We start from the raw sequence: 16094 nt of genomic DNA, 5'->3' as shown, positions 1-16094 counted from the left end.
GGCCAACATGGAGACGTGACGCATGAATGCGATTGATCAGAAGATCGAGGAAAAGGCCGTTGTGCTGGTCAAGGCGGATGCGACGGCGCCGTGCCTGAAGGTGCTGGACTGCACTGCGATTGAGATCAAAGCGGGCACAACCTTCAATGGCCACACTTTCACCGAGGATTCGCCAGTAGCGTCGCCGGCCGATGGCTATGTCGCTGGCCGAGACTACGTCGTCACAGTCCTTGACGGCGCCGCCGCAGCCTTCGCTGCGGATGCCATTCCAACAGCATCATCGCAGCTCGGCGGCTTCCACTTCGCGCCTGGCAGTAACGCTTATGCGCGCGCCGGCGGCGATGATATCCCGGCAATCAATCCCTATTCGGCGTGGGATCTGAATTTCCGGCCCGCATGCCCGGATCCACGCGGGATGACGCTGGTCGACACCGGCGGCCGCAAATTCTGGTGCGACATTTATCTGATGGCCGCTGATCACACCGATGGAACCAGCCGCTTCGGCGTCACCATTGCAGATGGCGCCGATCTGCCGAACGGCACGGGAACGGACGGTAAAAAGTACAAGGCGTTTGACTATCCGACCGCCGTCGCGGTGCTGGCCTCTCACGGCAAGGGCCTGCTGTCGGTCGAGGAGTTCTTCGCCGCCGCGTACGGCGTCACCGAGAAATCCTCCGCGGACAAAAATCCAAAGGTCACCGGGCTTGATGCACCGCGCACCAGCAAGTTCGGCCTGATGCAGGCGACCGGCAACATGTGGGTGTGGGGCCATGACGGCGATCCGGACGAGCCGCGCGCGTCCGTCTTCGGCGGCGCCTGGCTCAACGGCGGCAGCGCGGGCTCGCGCTACGCGGTCCTCGGCTACTGGCCGGAGGGCTCGCACGTCGGTTTGGGCGCCCGCGGCCGCAGTGAACACCTGCAGCTTGGCTAGGCGCTGCGACAGCAGCGCCGTTTCTGTTGCCGCCGTTCGCTGACGGGCCGAGCCGAAAGCTCGGCCTGCCCGGGCGGAGGAGAATCCGCGCAAATGCCGATCGTCAGGGACGACAACACCGCAACTGACGCCCTGGCGATCGTCGAGAAATACGAGGCCTTCGTGAGCTATCTGTATCCGATCCTGCAGCGCAGCCCGCGTCGGCACGGGGTTCTCCGCGACACGGTGCTGGCGGCGCTGTTCGTGCCGGTCGGCGACCTCTATCACGCCGCGAAATCGCGGCAGGTGTCGCGGCTGCACGCCGTCGACGCCGAGTTCGCGACGCTGCGGTCTCACCTTCGCTTTCTCTCGCATGCCTCCGTTCGCATCCTGACGCCGCACCAGCACGAGGTCGCGCTCGCGCTGCTGGCGGAGCCAGGGCGGATGCTGAACGCGTGGCAGAGAAAGCTTTTCAATCAACGCGCACGGCCGCCAGGTGTCGACGACGCAGTCGCGTCGCGACGGGCCGCCAGCGCTCGCGCTTTGGGAGCCAATGGCTTCCAGAGGGGGCAGGCGGGGACATGATGCAGCCGCGCGCGTCCATCTTCGGCGGCTCCTGGCTCAACGGCGACAACGCGGGCTCGCGCTACGCGAACCTCGACTACTGGCCGGAGAACTCGCACGACAATTTGGGCGCCCGCGGCCGCAGTGACGACGGATTGATCAACGGCAAAGCGTCGCGGACTTCACTCGACGACGCGTTGCAGACAGACGCTCGGCGCCGATCACGGTCGCGCCGGCGGACCATGCGAGATCAAGGTCTGTGGTCAGCCCGCGTGTCCTGCTTCGGCAAATACATTGCGCGGTCCGGCAGAGCGGGGCGTAGGGGGCGGGTTCTTTGGCAAAGCGTCGCGGACTTCGCCGCCAATGGCGGCTGCGCTCGACGACGCGTTGCCGGAAACTGCCTTTCGAGACCCGCGGCCGGCTTTTTCATCGACAGGGGTGCGGCGCGATGACGGGTGCATCCTCGTTCAGCTTCGATCTGCTCGATCGTCTTAGTGGCAACAAGGCGGTTGCAGACGCGCCGTGCCCTGCATGCGGTCCGGAGTGCCGGTCGCCGGCAAACCAGCGGCGGAAGGTTTTGCGGATCTGGAACGACGGCGAGTTCATCACCTACAAATGCGCCAGGTGTGAAACGTCCGGATACGCCAGGCCAAACGGCTCGACAGCGGCGAAGGCATCGCGTCCGCGGCCTCAGCCCGCCGAACCGGAAAAGGACAAGGCCGAGCTCGCGCGCTATCTGTGGTCGAAGTCGCTGCCGCTCGCGGGCTCGCTTGCGGAAGTCTATCTCAGGTCGCGGAAGTGCTTCATCCCGTCCGGGAACCTGCGATTCCTGCCGGCCCGCGGAGACCATCCGGCGGCGATGATCGCCCGGTTCGGCGCTGGAGAATTGACCGGCGTTCACCTGACCAAGTTGCGGGCAGACGGCCTGGCGAAGGCCGGGACCGAGAACGACAAGATCATCGTCGGACCGTGTGTGGGCCAGCCGATCGTTCTGCTGGACAACGAGGAGCGCGAAGAACTCAACGTGGCCGAAGGGATCGAGGACGCTGCCTCGCTTGCTCTCGTCACCGGCTGGTCATCATGGGCGGCCGGGACAGCGAACCGGATCGCGCCGGTCATCACGTCGGTTCCGATGTCGTTGAGAATCTTCCTCGCCTCCGATCTCGATTGGGGAAAGCCTGATCGCGTCAGGGCGGGTCCGCGCGCTCTGCGGAAGGCGATCGACATCCGGCCCGATCTGATACCGCTGCACTTCGAGAAGGCGCTAGGGATCAGGATCGACGCCAACAAGGCGCTCATCCAGTTCGGGGGCGACGTCATCCTTGCGGTGTTCGAGTGGTGCGATGCGCAGGCGCGATACGCGCAAGGCGACATCGGGTTCGAGGCCATGATGCGGGCCTCTCACCGCGCGCAGGACGCATTCCGGACGTTGGCGGGGGAGGCGCTATGACCCGCCGCTACCGCAACCTGATCGGATCGGTCACTTCGCCGCGCACGATGGAAGCGGCGTATCGTCTGACGGCCGCCGGCAAGCGGCTGACGCCGGGCTATCTCGAATTCAAGGAATTCTCGGCGCTCAACCTTGCCGAACTGGCCCGCGACATGCGCGAGGGCCGCTATGTCTCCGGCGAGCCGCGCCAGTTTCATGTGTTCGATCCGAAGAAGCGGCTGATCTCGGCGCTGCCGTTCCGCGACCGCGTCGCGCAGCAGGCGCTGTGCCTTGTCATCGCGCCGATCTTCGACCGCGCCCTGTTGCCGCGCGCCTTCGCCTGCCGGCCGGGCAGGGGGACGCACGCGGGCGTCGTCCTGCTGCAGAGCGAATTGCGCCGCGAATCCCGCGGCGGTGCGCTTTATTTTCTCAAGACCGATTTCCGCGGTTACTTCGCCTCGATCCAGCGCGACGTGCTGTGGCGATTGATCGAGGCGAAGATCAGTTGCCGGGCCACGCTCGCGGTCGCCGAGGCCATGGTGCCGCGACGGGGCATCGGCCTGCCGATCGGCAGCCTGACCTCGCAGATCTTCGCCAACCTCTACACCGGCGCGACGCTCGACCGCCACCTGCAGCAGCGGCTCGGCGAAAGGCTCTGGTACCGCTACATGGACGATCTCGTGGTGCTTGGCCGCAGTTCGGCGCATCTTCGCGCGGTCAAGGATTCGATCGAGGACTATTCCCGCCGCGAACTCGGCCTGCGGTTCTCGAAATGGTCGATCGCGCCCGTGACGCGCGGGGTGAATTTTCTCGGCTATCGCATCTGGCCGACCCACAAGCTGCTGCGCCGCGACAGTGTGATCCGCGCCCGGCGCAAGATCGCGGCTTATCGCGCCGCCAACGACCAAGAGCGGCTGCGCAAGTTCCTCGGCGCTTGGCTGGGACACGCGCAATGGGCCGACAGCGCCAACCTGATCCGGAGTCTCGGGCTGATCGCGAGGCCGTCATGAGCGCGAGTCCAATCAAATGGCAGGATGAGGGCGCTTATGTTGGTGACAATCGACGGCTCGCCATGGTGGGCAGTCTTGCAATCGGCGCGATCTTCCTCTCGGCCGGTCGCGGCGCTCGGTACGTTCGCTGGCGCATCTGGTGCTCGGCGACGATGAATCCCGCTGAAGGCGTGGCGAGATCGATCGATAGCGCCAAGCGCGAGGTCGAAGACCGGTTCGGCAAGTTCTTGATGCTGACGGGTCTCGTGAGGACCGCGCCATGAGTTCACCATCTCCGACGCGTCCGGTTCTTCGCTGGCATGGCGGCAAATGGAAGCTGGCGCCGTGGATCATCGGGCATTTCCCGTCGCATCGGGTCTATGTCGAGCCGTTCGGCGGCGCCGGCTCGGTTCTGCTTCGCAAAGCGCGTAGTTACGCCGAGGTTTATAACGATCTCGATGACGATGTGGTCGGCCTGTTTCGGGTGCTGCAGGATCCAGCCTCGGCGAACCGTCTCCTGCAGCTTCTCGAGATCACGCCATTCGCCCGCTGCGAATTCGAGATCGCTTGGGACGCAACCGAAGATCCGGTTGAGCGCGCGCGGCGGCTAATCATCCGCGCCTTCATGGGATTTGGCTCGAACGCCCATAACAATCTCGAACGCGGCCACAAGACGACCGGCTTTCGGGCGAATTCTTCTAGGTCGGGAACGACGCCGGCACAGGACTGGACGAACTACCCTGACGCGCTCGCGCACATCATCATCCGGATGCGGGGGGTCATCGTCGAGCATCGCGACGCCGTGGCCGTAATGGCCGCGCACGATGCGCCGGAAACGCTGCATTATGTTGATCCGCCATATTTGCCGGAAACCCGCTCGCCGGCGAACAAGTATGACGGCAAATATCGCATGTACCGGCACGAACTCGATCGGTCGGGGCATACGCGGCTGCTGACGTCGCTGCGCGACCTCGCCGGTTTCGTCGTTCTCTCCGGCTATCCCGATGCTCTTTACGACGATGCGCTGCCAGACTGGCGACGGATCGAAACCCGCGCGCTGGCCGATGGCGCTCGTGAACGGATCGAAGTGCTGTGGATCAATCCCGCGTGTGCCGCCGCACTCGATCGCGAGGGGCGATCGGCCCGGCAGATGACGCTGCTCGAACTGGCGAACGGTCCGGCTTGCAAGGCAGCCCCATGAAAGCGATCAGCGTCCGTCAGCCCTGGGCCTGGGCAATCCTTTACGCCGGGAAGGATATCGAGAACCGCGACGGGCGCTGGAATCTGCGCGGCCGCGTCGTGATCCACGCCGGCAAGACCTTGTCGCGCGCGGAGCGCGCCGCGATCGATGATGTCGCCGCATTCATTCGGAAGCCGGGACTCGTCGTGCCGTCGCCGCGGCAGTTCGCCGAACGCGGACTGCTCGGCGCGTTGATCGGCACCGTCGAGATCGTCGACTGCGTCGCGCATTCGAATTCGCCCTGGTTCTACGGCCCGTTCGGCCTCGTGTTGCGTGAACCGCGTCCCTTCCCAACACCGATTCCCTTCAAGGGCGCGCTCGGCGTGATGAACGTGCCCGACGGGATTTTGCCGCCGGACTGACAATGGCGAATCCGAAGTATTCCATCATCCCGGCCGGTGCCGTCACCGACCGCTCGCTGGAGCCGCGCGACCTGCAGGTGCTGTGCCTGCTCGGGCGCCACACCGATGATTACGGCTGGTGCCGCCGCAGCCAGGTGAAGATGGCCGCCGAACTCGGCTGCGGCCGCGCAACGGTGCAGCGCGCGCTGGAGCGGCTGGTCGATGCCGGCTGGATGCAGATGAAGCGCCGCGATCTCGGCGAAGGCGACGATGCGAGCCGGCAGCCGAGCGCCAGCTATGCATACCGCGTATTGCTCGATCAGGATGAGCCGGGTGGGGGGTGCCCACCAGCGGGCACCCCCGATGCGCCGCCGGATTCGCCCGACTCCGCGCCCCTGGGGGTGCCCATAGATGAGCACCCGGGTGCCCACCCAGAGCGGGCACCGGGTGCCCATACATACGCGGGCACCAAGAACGACCCCTTAGAACGACCCCTCCTTGAACGTGAGAGAGAGCGCGCGCGCGAGGAGAAAGCCGAGCATGAAGCCGTGGCGCGCTTCCTCGCCGCGTTCGAAACACGCTGGCCGACGGCTGCGGTCGACGATCGCCAGCGCACCGCCTACGCGGCCGCAGCCCTCGCCGCATCGCAACGCGAGGCCGCGCTCGCGGGCATCGCCGGCTTTCTCGCCGAGCAGAAGCGGCTGCAGCGCAAGCATGTGCCGGCGGGATGGAAATACCTCGAGGAGCGGCGATGGGAGCTGCTGCCTGCGGCCAGGCCCGAGGCGCAGGTGCTGGCCGCGCATCCGCCGGGCAGCGAGGCGGCGCGTGCGATCCTGCAGCTTCACGAGGTCGCGCAACTCGGCGATTTCGCCCGCCGCGTCTATCGCTCCCCCGACGGCGGCGTGAACTGGCGTGGCGAACTGACCCCGCGGCTTCTGGCGATGGCCAACGCACCGCCCGCCGCGCAATGGGTCGCGCTCGACCATCAGCAGGCTGCGGCGTGGGATCGGTATCTTGCCGACCACGTCACGGTCGCGACGCGGCGGCGGATCGCCGAAGGCGCCAAGGCGCCATGGCCTTGGCCGCCGCGGAAAGACGGAACGGTTTATGCGGACGGCGACGGCGGGGCCGCTGCAAATGAGTCAGAACCATTGGTTCAGGAGGAATCGCGATGAAGACGGCGCTGCGGAAGGGCGACATTATCGATTACGTTGACGTTAAAAAACCTGTACGCGCGGTTGCGAAAAAGGTCTGGCATCTGGTGCAGGTCAGCGGCGATCTTGATCGCGAGCGTATCGAATTCCTGCGGGGTTTGCGGATCGAATTCTACCGGCCGCTCTTGCGCAGCCTTCAGCCCGTGCCGCGCAACAAGCTGTCGCATTCGCAGCGGCGCAGCGTCATCAAACAGGTCCGCGAAAAGATCGAGCCGTTCTTTCCAGGCTACGCGTTCGTCGATTACAGCGATGCCGGCGACAAGTGGCGGGAGATCTTTCAGATCGCGCACATCCGGGGGCTCGTCTGCACCAATAATTTGCCGTTCAAAGTGCCGCCGAAGATGATCACTGAGATTCAGGCGCTCGAGGTCGATGGTGCGGTGCCGGCAGCGACGAAACTCTTCGAGATGCCGTTTGTGCTCGGTGAGAATGTGCGCGTTTCGAACGGACCGCTCGCCTCCTTCCCCGGGACGATCGAAAGATTGCCGAATTACGATCCTGAGGAACTCGGGAACGTCACCTTGGATCAACTTGACGACTCACTGCGGGTGCAGTTACTGGTCAACGTCTTCGGACGGCTGACGCCGGTCGTGCTTTCTCTGTCGGATATCGAGAAGCTCTAGCCAACGTGATCAGCCACTCTAGTGGCCACCCTACCAGCCACGCCAGCAGCCACCATCAGAGCCACGCGCTCTGCTGCTGCATTGGAAAATACAGCTCTTCGAGAGAACGATGGCCTGCAAGGGATGCGGCGCGCGCGCCGCTGCAATCGTGACCGGCGCCAAGGCGCTGGTTCGTGGTGATGTCAAAATCGCAGCGGATAGATCGCGGTTTGTCGTCAAATCGGCAGCCGAAGATGCAGCGGCGGCTTTTCGGGCGAAAGTCGGCGCGGCGCGCGCGCGGTTAGGCAAACGATGACGCTTTCGATCCAATACGATTTCGCGCCGCTTGCTCGGCTCTCCAATGCCCTGCAGGCGGCAGGCAAACAGATGCCGCTGGTGATGGTGAGAGCGATCAACCACACCGGCGACAAGGCCGTAACCCAGGTCCGCAACGTTCTCGTGAAACAGACGGGTTTGAAGCGTGGTACCATGGTTCGAGCGGTGCGGGGCACCAAGGCGTTCAATGGTAAGCCCTATGTCATCCGTAGTCGGGGTGGCGATGTGCGGCTTCAATTCTTCTCCGCGCGCGAAACGCGCAAAGGAGTGACAGCCGCGCCATGGAATTCGCGTCGATTGTTTGCTCGAACCTTCATCAAGGGCGGCAAGTTTCCCGATCGTAAACCTCTGAACCTCGGAGGTGCGGTACTGAAGCGTGTCGGCAAAGGGAGATATCCGCTGACGACCGTCAAGTCTGGACTGTTCATTCCGGAGGAGATGGTGACGGGGGACTCGGAGCAGGCTTTCTTCGCTACGGTTGACCGCGATCTTCCGACCCGCATCGAACACGAGCTCTATCGCGTGCTCGGCGGTGCATGAGGGAAAGGGGTGCCCGGCCATTGGTTGGGGAGGGGGCGCGGGTCCTTCCCGTTTCCTTTTTCGCCGCGGCCGAAATCGGCCCGGGCCTTCGCCAGTTTGAGGGGTTCGAAAACTGACCGAACACCCCGTACACACCGAACATCATGACCGAACATCCCGAACTTGATGACGGTCTGTGGCTTTCGGTCACAGAACTCGCGGCTCGAAAGGGGGTTCGGAAGTCGACGATCTCGGAAAAGGTCGCGCGGCTGGTCCAATCCGGGCATCTGGCGACCAAGCCCGGCAAGGGTAAGGCCAAGCTGATCAATGTCGCGCAGTACGATCTGGCGATCGGCGAGGTGGGGGACGTCGCCCGCGAGACCGGGGCGATTACCAAAGCCGAGATGACGGACTCTCGTCCATCAAGTCGCGACGAGACCGGCACGTCCAAGTATCGCGACGAGGCGGCGCGCGAGAAGGCCTATAACGCCGATCTGAAATGGATCGAGCTTGAAAAGGCGCGCGGTAATCTGCTTGTCGTCGCCGAATTCGACGCCGCCGCCGAGGACGCCGCGAGCAGGATCGCGGATATCGTGGACGGGCTTTTGGCGCAGGACTCGGAATTGACGGCGATCGCGATCAAGGAGGGCGAAAACGGGATGCGCACAGCGTTAAAGCGCATTGTGCGCGGCCAGCGCCAAAAGATCGCCGAGGCAATGAGAGAGATGGCCTCTACTGCGAAAGTCCGGGCAAAATCGGCGGCTTTCGACCAGCCGCCGCGCGCGGATGATACCTCGGTGCCTGTCGCTGAGTGATCGACGCGATCCCCGCGCTACACTCTCGAAGGCTATTGAATGTCAGTTGAGTTTGTCCAGTCGGCGCATGGACGAATCGCGGCTGTGTTTGACGCGGCGATTTCTCCGCGCGAAGAAATCAGCTTCGCCGACTGGCTGCCGAACAATATCAAGCTTGTCGACGGCCCCAACGCCGGGGAGTTGTGGAACGCCGCCGGCGCGCCTTATCTGCTGGAAATCGCGCGTTGCCTGGATGACGATCATCCCTGCAACGAAGTGACGGTGCGCAAATCGCAACAGTCCGGTGCCTCGATCCTGGCGCTGGCGTGGTGTTTGTTCATCGCCGACTGTGAACCGGCCAATACCCTCTATGCCACGCCGGGCATCGAATTTCTGCGCGACATCAACAGCGCGAAGTTGCAGCCGATGATCGACGCCTGGCAGCGTCACATCCGGCGCGACGGCATCGGGCACAACCGTCCGCCGGTGATTTATCCGCAGGCGCGCACCACTGCGGGGTCGACGACTTCGGAAAAGATCTTCGCCGGCGGGCGTTTGTGGCTCGCCAACGCTCATTCCGTCATGGATATGAGCGGCAAGACTGCCAAGAAAGGAATTCGCGACGAATTTTCGAAATGGCAGATGATTCCGGGGTTCGGCGATCCCGACACCCTGTTCAAAGGCAGGTTTACCGCGTTCCGCGCCAAAAAGAACAGCAAGATTCTGAATATTTCGACTCCGGAAGTCGACACCGGCGATCCGAGCGGCAACACCGAGGGACATTGCCGGATCACGTTGAAATTCGAGCAGTCGGATCAGCGATTCTGGAACTGTCCGTGCCCGGAATGCCGACATCTGTTTGTTCATCGGCTGCCGCAACTGCGCATCGACGAGAAACGGCCGCATCGCACAGTCTATGCCTGCGATTGCGGGCATCACATCACCGAAACCGAGCGTCGACACGCTGTCCGCATCGGGAAATGGATCGCGACGCTCGCTGACGACGAACTGCGCCGTCAGCCTGGCTTTCATATCGACGCCTTCATTTCGCTGATGATGTCGTATGAGGCGATCGCGGAGGACTGGATCGCATCGCGCAAGAGCGAAATCGCGAAAAAGGACTTCTCGACGCTGGTCATGGGGCTGGCGTTCCGGTTTCGCGGCGATGCGCCGGACCACATGCGGCTGTTCGAGCGTCGCGAGGACTACCGGCGCGGCCAGATTCCGCCACGTGCGCTGCTATTGTCGATCGCGGCCGACGTTCAGAAGACGGGGATCTATTACGAGGTTCTGGCAGTCGCGCCGAATCGCGAAAGCTGGGTCATCGAGGCCGATTTTCTGCCGGGCAAAACGACCGATCACGACGATGGTGCGTTTCTGGAATTGACCAAGCTCTATCATCGCTCCTGGTCGGATGCTTATGACAGCCAGCGTCGCCCTGACGCGTTTGTGGTCGACGCCAACTACAACACCGGCGCGGTCAAGACCTGGACAAGAATGCATCCGGGCGCGCAGGCGATCATTGGTCGCGATGGCTGGGGACGCCCGCCGCTGTCAGCGGCGTCGCCACAGGACATCGACTATCGCGGCCGGATCATCCGTGGCGGCGCCACGGTGCGTTTCGTCGGCACATGGCCGCTGAAGAGCACCTTCTATGCCTATCTCGCCCAGACGGCGAAGGCGGAAGGATCCAGCCTGATCTTTCCGATGGGCTATTGCCACTTCGGCCTGTTCCAGGATGAGGCCTACTTCAAACAGCTCACCGCCGAATTTCTCACCGAGAAAAAGGTGCGCGGCAAGAAGCAACAGGTGTGGGAGGTCCGCGCCGGCGCGGACAATCACTGGCTCGACTGCCGGATCTACAACATGGCGGCGCTCGACGCCTATTTCGCGAGCTTCACCGAAGACGATTGGGCCAGGCTCGCCTCGGAACGCGGAATTCCGGAAGACCTGCAGAAGCCCGACCTGTTCACGCCGCGCGCATTTCACCGCGGCGCCGACATGGTGACGGGTGAGGTCGCGCCGGAAGCGATCCCGAACGATCCGTGGGCGCGGCTGGCTGAACTGAACCGGGGAATTTGACGATATGACCGATCAGGAAATGCTCGATGCGGCGCGGTTGGCGCGGCACAGCCTGATCATGGGGCAGGGCATCGTCGAATGCGAATTCGACGGGCAGCGCACGAAATTCACGACGGCGAACGCCGATCGGCTCGACGCTTACATCGCCGAACTCGAAGCTCGCATCGCCGGTTGTCCGCGCCGCGGCGCGATCGGATTTATCTTCTGAGGCTACATGTCGCTCGCCATTTTCGATGACACGGGCACGCCGGTGACCGCGGCGCGCATCGCTGCGATCCGGCAGGGTCACGGCGAGCCGCCTGCGGCCTATCAGTCTGGCGGCTTTCACGCGCAGGAGCTTGCGGCCTGGCACCCGCCAATGACATCGGCGGATTCCGCCGTATTGCCGAATCGCGATCTGTCGGTGTCACGCACGCGGGACATCGTCCGCAATGATCCGACCGCGCAAAGCGGCGTTTCCCGTCTGGTGGAGATGCTGGTCGGCGCCAAGCTGATCCTGTCGTCGAAGCCGAACGCCCGGGCGCTCGGCCTCGACCGCACCAATCCGGCGCATCGCAAGATCCTGCGCGAGCTTGCGGCCGCGATCGAATCCGAATGGGAACTGTTTGCCAACGATCCGTCGAAGCGTTTTGATGCCCAGCGCCGTCTGACCGGCAACGGCATGTTCCGACTGCTGGCGCGGACTTTCGTGACCATGAACGAGGCGACCGCGTTCCTGAAATGGAAGCCCGGTGGGCGCTACGCGACCTGCGTGCGCGCCATCGATCCCGACAGGCTGTCGAATCCCGACGGGCAGCCGACATCGGCGAGGCTCCGCGGCGGTGTTGAGTTCGACGACGATGGCGCGCCGATTGCCTATCACGTCCGCAACGGACATCCGGCCGACTGGTACGTGACACCCCAGCCGTTGAGCTGGACCCGGATCGCGCGCTGTACGCCGAGCGGTCGGCCGGTGTTCATCCACGGCTTCGAGCCTGACCGCGAGGATCAGGCGCGCGCGATGACGCCGTTTGCGGCGTTGATCAAGCGGCTGCGGATGATCGGCAAGCACGGCGATACCGAACTCGCGGCGGCGACGGTCAATGCGTTGTTTGCCGCCTTCGTGAAATCGTCGCTGCCAGTCGGTGAGGCGACAGCGGCATTTACGCCACAGGCCTATACGACTCTCGCGGACAAGCGGCTCGACTACTGGTCGAAATATCCGCCGATGTTGGGCGGTGTGCGCATTCCGGTCCTGCCGGTCGGGGATGAAATCTCGATTAACGATTCGCCACGGCAGACGACGGCGTTCGCTGATTTTCAGTCGGCCTTCCTGCAGTCGATCGCATCCGCGCTCGGCGTTTCCTACGAGCAACTGTCGATGGACTGGTCGAAGGTCAACTATTCTTCGGCCCGCGCCGCGCTCAACGAGGTCTGGCGCCATACGCAGATGCTGTTCGCCGCCTTCGTCGACCAGGTCGTGCTGCCGATCCATTACGCGCAGCTCGAGGAGGCTTTCGATCGCGGCTACATCAAGCCGCCCAAGGGCGCTCCGGATTTCTGGGACATGCCGGGCGCATATCTGCGCGCGCGCTGGATCGGGCCCGGCCGGGGCTACGTCGATCCGGTCAAGGAAGCGCAGGGGGCAGGACTGCGCGTCTCGGCGATGATCTCGACTCTCGAGGACGAGAACGCCGATCTTGGCCGCGATCTGACCGACACGCTCGATCAGCAGGCTGATGAGGAAGAAATGCTGAAGGAGCGCGGATTGACGCGGACGCTGTCGGCCGGCAGCGGGCTGCTGCCCGATCCCAGCGACGCCGGCAACGACAAGACGCCGGAATCGCCGTCTGAAAACGACAAGTCGAGGCCCGACAAATGACGCTGCTGATGCCGCTCAAGGGAGGCTGCGCTGCATGAATAATTTAATGCTGCAGCGTTTCGCTGGTGTGCCGTCAATCGTCGCACCGGTCATGAAGGAGCGTTTCGAGGCCTGCCTTAATGCCGTTTTGGGGCATCCGCGGGCTGAGGAAATGTTGTTCGCGCAGGCGGGTGCCGACGACAGTTTTTGGCCGCCAGCTGACGACTGGCGTGCGGGCTATCGTCCGTATGTGGTGGTTGACGGTATATTGCAGATCCCCGTGAAGGGTGTCTTGCTGCATGATTTTCCGTGGGCGATCGGTACGTGGGCGACAGGCTATGCCTATATCGCGCGGGCGGTTGAGCGCGGCCTGTCGGACCAAGGTGTCCGCGCGCTGGCGTTCATCTGTGATACGCCCGGCGGCGAGGTGGCGGGATGTTTCGAACTCGTCGACAAGATCTTTGCCGCTCGCGGGCAGAAGCCGATGCGCTCGTTCGCGCATGAAAGCGCGTGTTCGGCGGGATACGCCGTTGCTGCGGCAGCCGATCATGTCGCGGTGTCCAGGACAGGTGTCGTCGGCTCGATCGGCGTTGTGACCATGCATGTCGATATGAGTGGAGCGCTGGAACAGGCCGGATACAGGATCACTTTCATCCACGCTCCAGAAGGTGGGCACAAGGTCGACGGCAATCCCTATCAGCCGCTTCCAGTCTCCGTGAAGGAGCGCGTGCAGACACGGGTCAACAGTCTCTACGACATCTTCGTGGCATCCGTCTCACGCTGCCGCAACCTTGACGATAGTGCTGTCCGCGCAACGAAGGCGCTGTGTTTTACGGCGCGAGAAGCAATGGATAACGGGCTGACGGATTCGGTTGGGCCTCTCGATGATGCCGTTGCGGCTTTCAACACGAACCTTTCCTCAAACGATGAAGGAGATGATGAGATGAACGACAAGACGAATGCCGCGGCGCTTGAAGCAGCCCGTGCAGAAGGACACGCTCAGGGCCACGCCGAAGGCATGGCGGCGGGAAAGACCGAGGGCGAAAAGGCGGGCGCGATCGCTGCTTGCTCTCGCGCCAAGACGATCCTCGACCACGCCGAGGCCAAGGGTCGGGAGGACCTGGCGCGGCATCTTGCCTTCGATACCGATATGAGCGCCGAGGCTGCGGTTGCGATGCTGGGCAAGGCCCCGAAGGCCGCAGCGGCCACGCCATCGCGCCTGAGCGGCGATCTGACGCCGCCGAATCCGGCCGTGACCAGCGGCGAGAAACCGCTTGATGCTGGCTCGGACCTCAATGCCGCGGTTGATGCGATGGTGGCGTCTCGCGCCAAGCGCGTCGCCTGATCTCGGCTCAATCCTTTCGTTCCGCGCGGCACTGACGCCGCCTTCCTAGAGGACTATCGTCATGCTCAAGACTCTTTCGCTGCAGTCGCCGCGCGTCGAAAGCGACGTGCTGAAATACGTGGTGTCTGATACCATCTCCAAGGCGCAGGAAATCCTCGCGGCGGGGTCCGGCTCCGACAATGTCGCCGATGTCGGGACGGTGCTTGCCAGCATCCAGACGCTCGATGCCTCCTACGCGGCACGGGCCGGCAATACCGGCACCTTTACCAATGCCTTCGCGAATCCCAAGGTCGCGCCCGGCGCCAAAACGGGCGTCTACACCATCACCTTCACTGCTGCGACCAAGTTTCGCGTCGAGGATCCCGATGGCATTGAGATTGGCGAGGGCGCTACGGGCGTCGCCTTTACCAATATGTTGAAGTTCACCATCACCGCTGGCGGCACTGCCGCGGCCGTCGGCGACGCCGCCGACATCACCGTGACGGCGACCGCTGATAGCCGAAAGGTCGTGCCGATCGATTTCAGTGCGACCGACGGCCGACAGAACGCTTTCGCGGTGTCACTGAGCCCAGCGATCGCGCCCGATGGCGGCAACGACGCCCGCCTGCTGGTGTTGCGTCGGCTCGGGTGCATCGACACCAACAAGCTGATCTGGCCCGCCGGCGCGACCGATGCACAGAAGGCCGCCGCACTGGCGCAGCTCGAAGTGGCGCACATCATCGCACAGCCGAGTTAAGCCGCACCGCCGGCGGTTTTGCCGCCGGAGCTTCATTTTCGACCCCCTTCAACATCAGGCTCCCGGCATCGCCGGCCAATGCCTTTATCGCAAGGAATAATCGGCCATGTCCGACGAACTCGATACCGTCAATTTCCCCTTCACCGCGTTGCAGCTGTCGACCGCTGTCAACCGCATTCCGAACAGCTATGGCCTGCTCAACGCTCTCGGCCTGTTCCCGGCGGAAGGGTCGATCTCGACCATCGTGGAGATCACGATCGAGGACGGCACGATCCGGGTGCTCGCCGCCAAGGAACGGGGCGCGCCGGGCGTCTCGAACGATCGCGGCAGCCGCAAATCCTATTGGGTCGAGGTTCCGCATTTCCCAATGGAAGATCTGATCACGCCACGTGACCTGCAGAACATGCTGGATATCGTGGCGCGGTCGAAGACTCCGCGCTCTCTCGATAGCGAAATGGTGAAGCGGCTGTTCACTATCCGCAACAAACACGCCATTACCCTGGAATGGGTGCGCATGGGCGCGCTGAAAGGCGTCATCACCGACGGCAACGGCGATACGCTGCTCGATCTGTACGATTTCTTCGGTATTACCAAAAAGACCGTTGATTTCGCGCTTGGCACGGACACGACCGATGTCATCGGTAAGTGCAACGAGGTGTTCCAGTCGATCGCGACGAACCTCAAGGGCGAGGTGATGTCTCGCGTCGAGGTCATCGTCGACTCCGCGTTCTTCGGCAAGCTCATCGTTCATCCGAATGTCGAAAAGTACTGGATCAACTGGCAGGCCTCGGCCGACTACCAGAACATTCGCCGCGTCGAAGCCGGCGGCCAGTTCGGCCGCGTGTTCGATTTCCAGAACATCCGCCTTCGCGAATATTACGGCACCGCGCCGGTCGGCAAGCCGCTGGTTTCCACGCCGTTCGTGCCGGCCAATTACGGCTATGCCTATCCTGCCGGCACCATGAACACCTTCGAGACCTGGAATGCGCCCGCGCATGATATCCGGGTCGCCAACCAGCCGGGGCAGGACATCTGGATTTCGCCGAAGGTGCTCGATCACGGCGAGGGCATTGAGCTGAAGTCGCAGTCGAACTGCCTGGCGCTGTGCAAGCGGCCGGAAGCGCTGGTCGAGGTTCGGACCTCGAACTGATCC

At 63.5% G+C, this 16094-nt stretch carries 17 protein-coding genes; all 17 read left to right on the top strand.

Features of this window, described 5'->3' with window-relative positions; genetic code table 11:
• The first annotated feature begins 22 nt into the window (after positions 1–22).
• Positions 23–931: a phage major tropism determinant gene (locus ACS3WA_RS08520; RefSeq protein ID WP_438278102.1), complete on the top strand. Its 909-nt coding sequence runs from the start codon at positions 23–25 to the stop codon at positions 929–931.
• Positions 932–1024: 93 nt separating this feature from the next.
• Positions 1025–1495 (top strand): diversity-generating retroelement protein Avd, encoded by a 471-nt coding sequence (avd, locus tag ACS3WA_RS08515; RefSeq protein WP_438278101.1) that lies wholly within the window; start codon positions 1025–1027, stop codon positions 1493–1495.
• Between the two features lie 427 nt (positions 1496–1922).
• Positions 1923–2924 carry a DUF7146 domain-containing protein gene (locus tag ACS3WA_RS08510; protein ID WP_438278100.1) on the top strand — a complete coding sequence of 334 codons (1002 nt, stop codon included), beginning with the start codon at positions 1923–1925 and terminating at the stop codon, positions 2922–2924.
• Entirely contained in the window at positions 2921–3913 is a 993-nt protein-coding gene (locus ACS3WA_RS08505) for a reverse transcriptase domain-containing protein (RefSeq protein WP_438278099.1), read from the top strand. Before ACS3WA_RS08510 ends, ACS3WA_RS08505 begins: the two co-directional genes overlap by 4 nt.
• Positions 3910–4176, top strand: a complete 267-nt coding sequence (locus ACS3WA_RS08500) for a hypothetical protein (protein WP_438278098.1) — start codon at positions 3910–3912, stop codon at positions 4174–4176. Before ACS3WA_RS08505 ends, ACS3WA_RS08500 begins: the two co-directional genes overlap by 4 nt.
• Positions 4173–5093: a DNA adenine methylase gene (locus tag ACS3WA_RS08495; protein ID WP_438278097.1), complete on the top strand. Its 921-nt coding sequence runs from the start codon at positions 4173–4175 to the stop codon at positions 5091–5093. The genes ACS3WA_RS08500 and ACS3WA_RS08495 overlap by 4 nt, the downstream gene beginning before the upstream one ends.
• Entirely contained in the window at positions 5090–5494 is a 405-nt protein-coding gene (locus ACS3WA_RS08490; RefSeq protein ID WP_438278096.1) for an ASCH domain-containing protein, read from the top strand. Before ACS3WA_RS08495 ends, ACS3WA_RS08490 begins: the two co-directional genes overlap by 4 nt.
• Positions 5495–5496: 2 nt before the next feature.
• Complete coding sequence (locus ACS3WA_RS08485; RefSeq protein ID WP_438278095.1) at positions 5497–6648, top strand: helix-turn-helix domain-containing protein; 1152 nt, start codon at positions 5497–5499, stop codon at positions 6646–6648.
• A complete protein-coding gene (gene nusG, locus ACS3WA_RS08480) occupies positions 6645–7310 on the top strand; it encodes a transcription termination/antitermination protein NusG (RefSeq protein WP_438278094.1) in 666 nt (221 codons plus the stop codon). Before ACS3WA_RS08485 ends, nusG begins: the two co-directional genes overlap by 4 nt.
• 291 nt (positions 7311–7601) lie before the next feature.
• Entirely contained in the window at positions 7602–8165 is a 564-nt protein-coding gene (locus ACS3WA_RS08475) for a phage tail protein (RefSeq protein ID WP_438278093.1), read from the top strand.
• Between the two features lie 143 nt (positions 8166–8308).
• Positions 8309–8959, top strand: coding sequence for a hypothetical protein (locus ACS3WA_RS08470; protein ID WP_438278092.1), 651 nt, complete (start codon positions 8309–8311; stop codon positions 8957–8959).
• 39 nt (positions 8960–8998) lie between these two features.
• Positions 8999–11020, top strand: coding sequence for a terminase gpA endonuclease subunit (locus tag ACS3WA_RS08465; protein WP_438278091.1), 2022 nt, complete (start codon positions 8999–9001; stop codon positions 11018–11020).
• Between the two features lie 4 nt (positions 11021–11024).
• On the top strand, positions 11025–11228 hold the full coding sequence (gene gpW, locus ACS3WA_RS08460) for a gpW family head-tail joining protein (RefSeq protein WP_438278090.1): 204 nt from the start codon (positions 11025–11027) through the stop codon (positions 11226–11228).
• A 6-nt stretch (positions 11229–11234) separates the two neighbouring features.
• The gene (locus ACS3WA_RS08455; RefSeq protein WP_438278089.1) at positions 11235–12881 is read left to right on the top strand and encodes a phage portal protein; all 1647 of its coding nucleotides are present in this window, start codon (positions 11235–11237) and stop codon (positions 12879–12881) included.
• Between the two features lie 34 nt (positions 12882–12915).
• Entirely contained in the window at positions 12916–14205 is a 1290-nt protein-coding gene (locus ACS3WA_RS08450) for a S49 family peptidase (RefSeq protein WP_438278088.1), read from the top strand.
• Between the two features lie 61 nt (positions 14206–14266).
• Complete coding sequence (locus tag ACS3WA_RS08445; RefSeq protein ID WP_438278087.1) at positions 14267–14941, top strand: head decoration protein; 675 nt, start codon at positions 14267–14269, stop codon at positions 14939–14941.
• Between the two features lie 106 nt (positions 14942–15047).
• The gene (locus ACS3WA_RS08440; RefSeq protein ID WP_438278086.1) at positions 15048–16091 is read left to right on the top strand and encodes a major capsid protein; all 1044 of its coding nucleotides are present in this window, start codon (positions 15048–15050) and stop codon (positions 16089–16091) included.
• Positions 16092–16094: the final 3 nt, after the last annotated feature.

It is taken from the genome of Nitrobacter sp. (assembly GCF_051535235.1).
Classification (GTDB): Bacteria; Pseudomonadota; Alphaproteobacteria; order Rhizobiales; family Xanthobacteraceae; genus Nitrobacter.
This window is presented reverse-complemented; position numbering and strand designations above follow the sequence as displayed.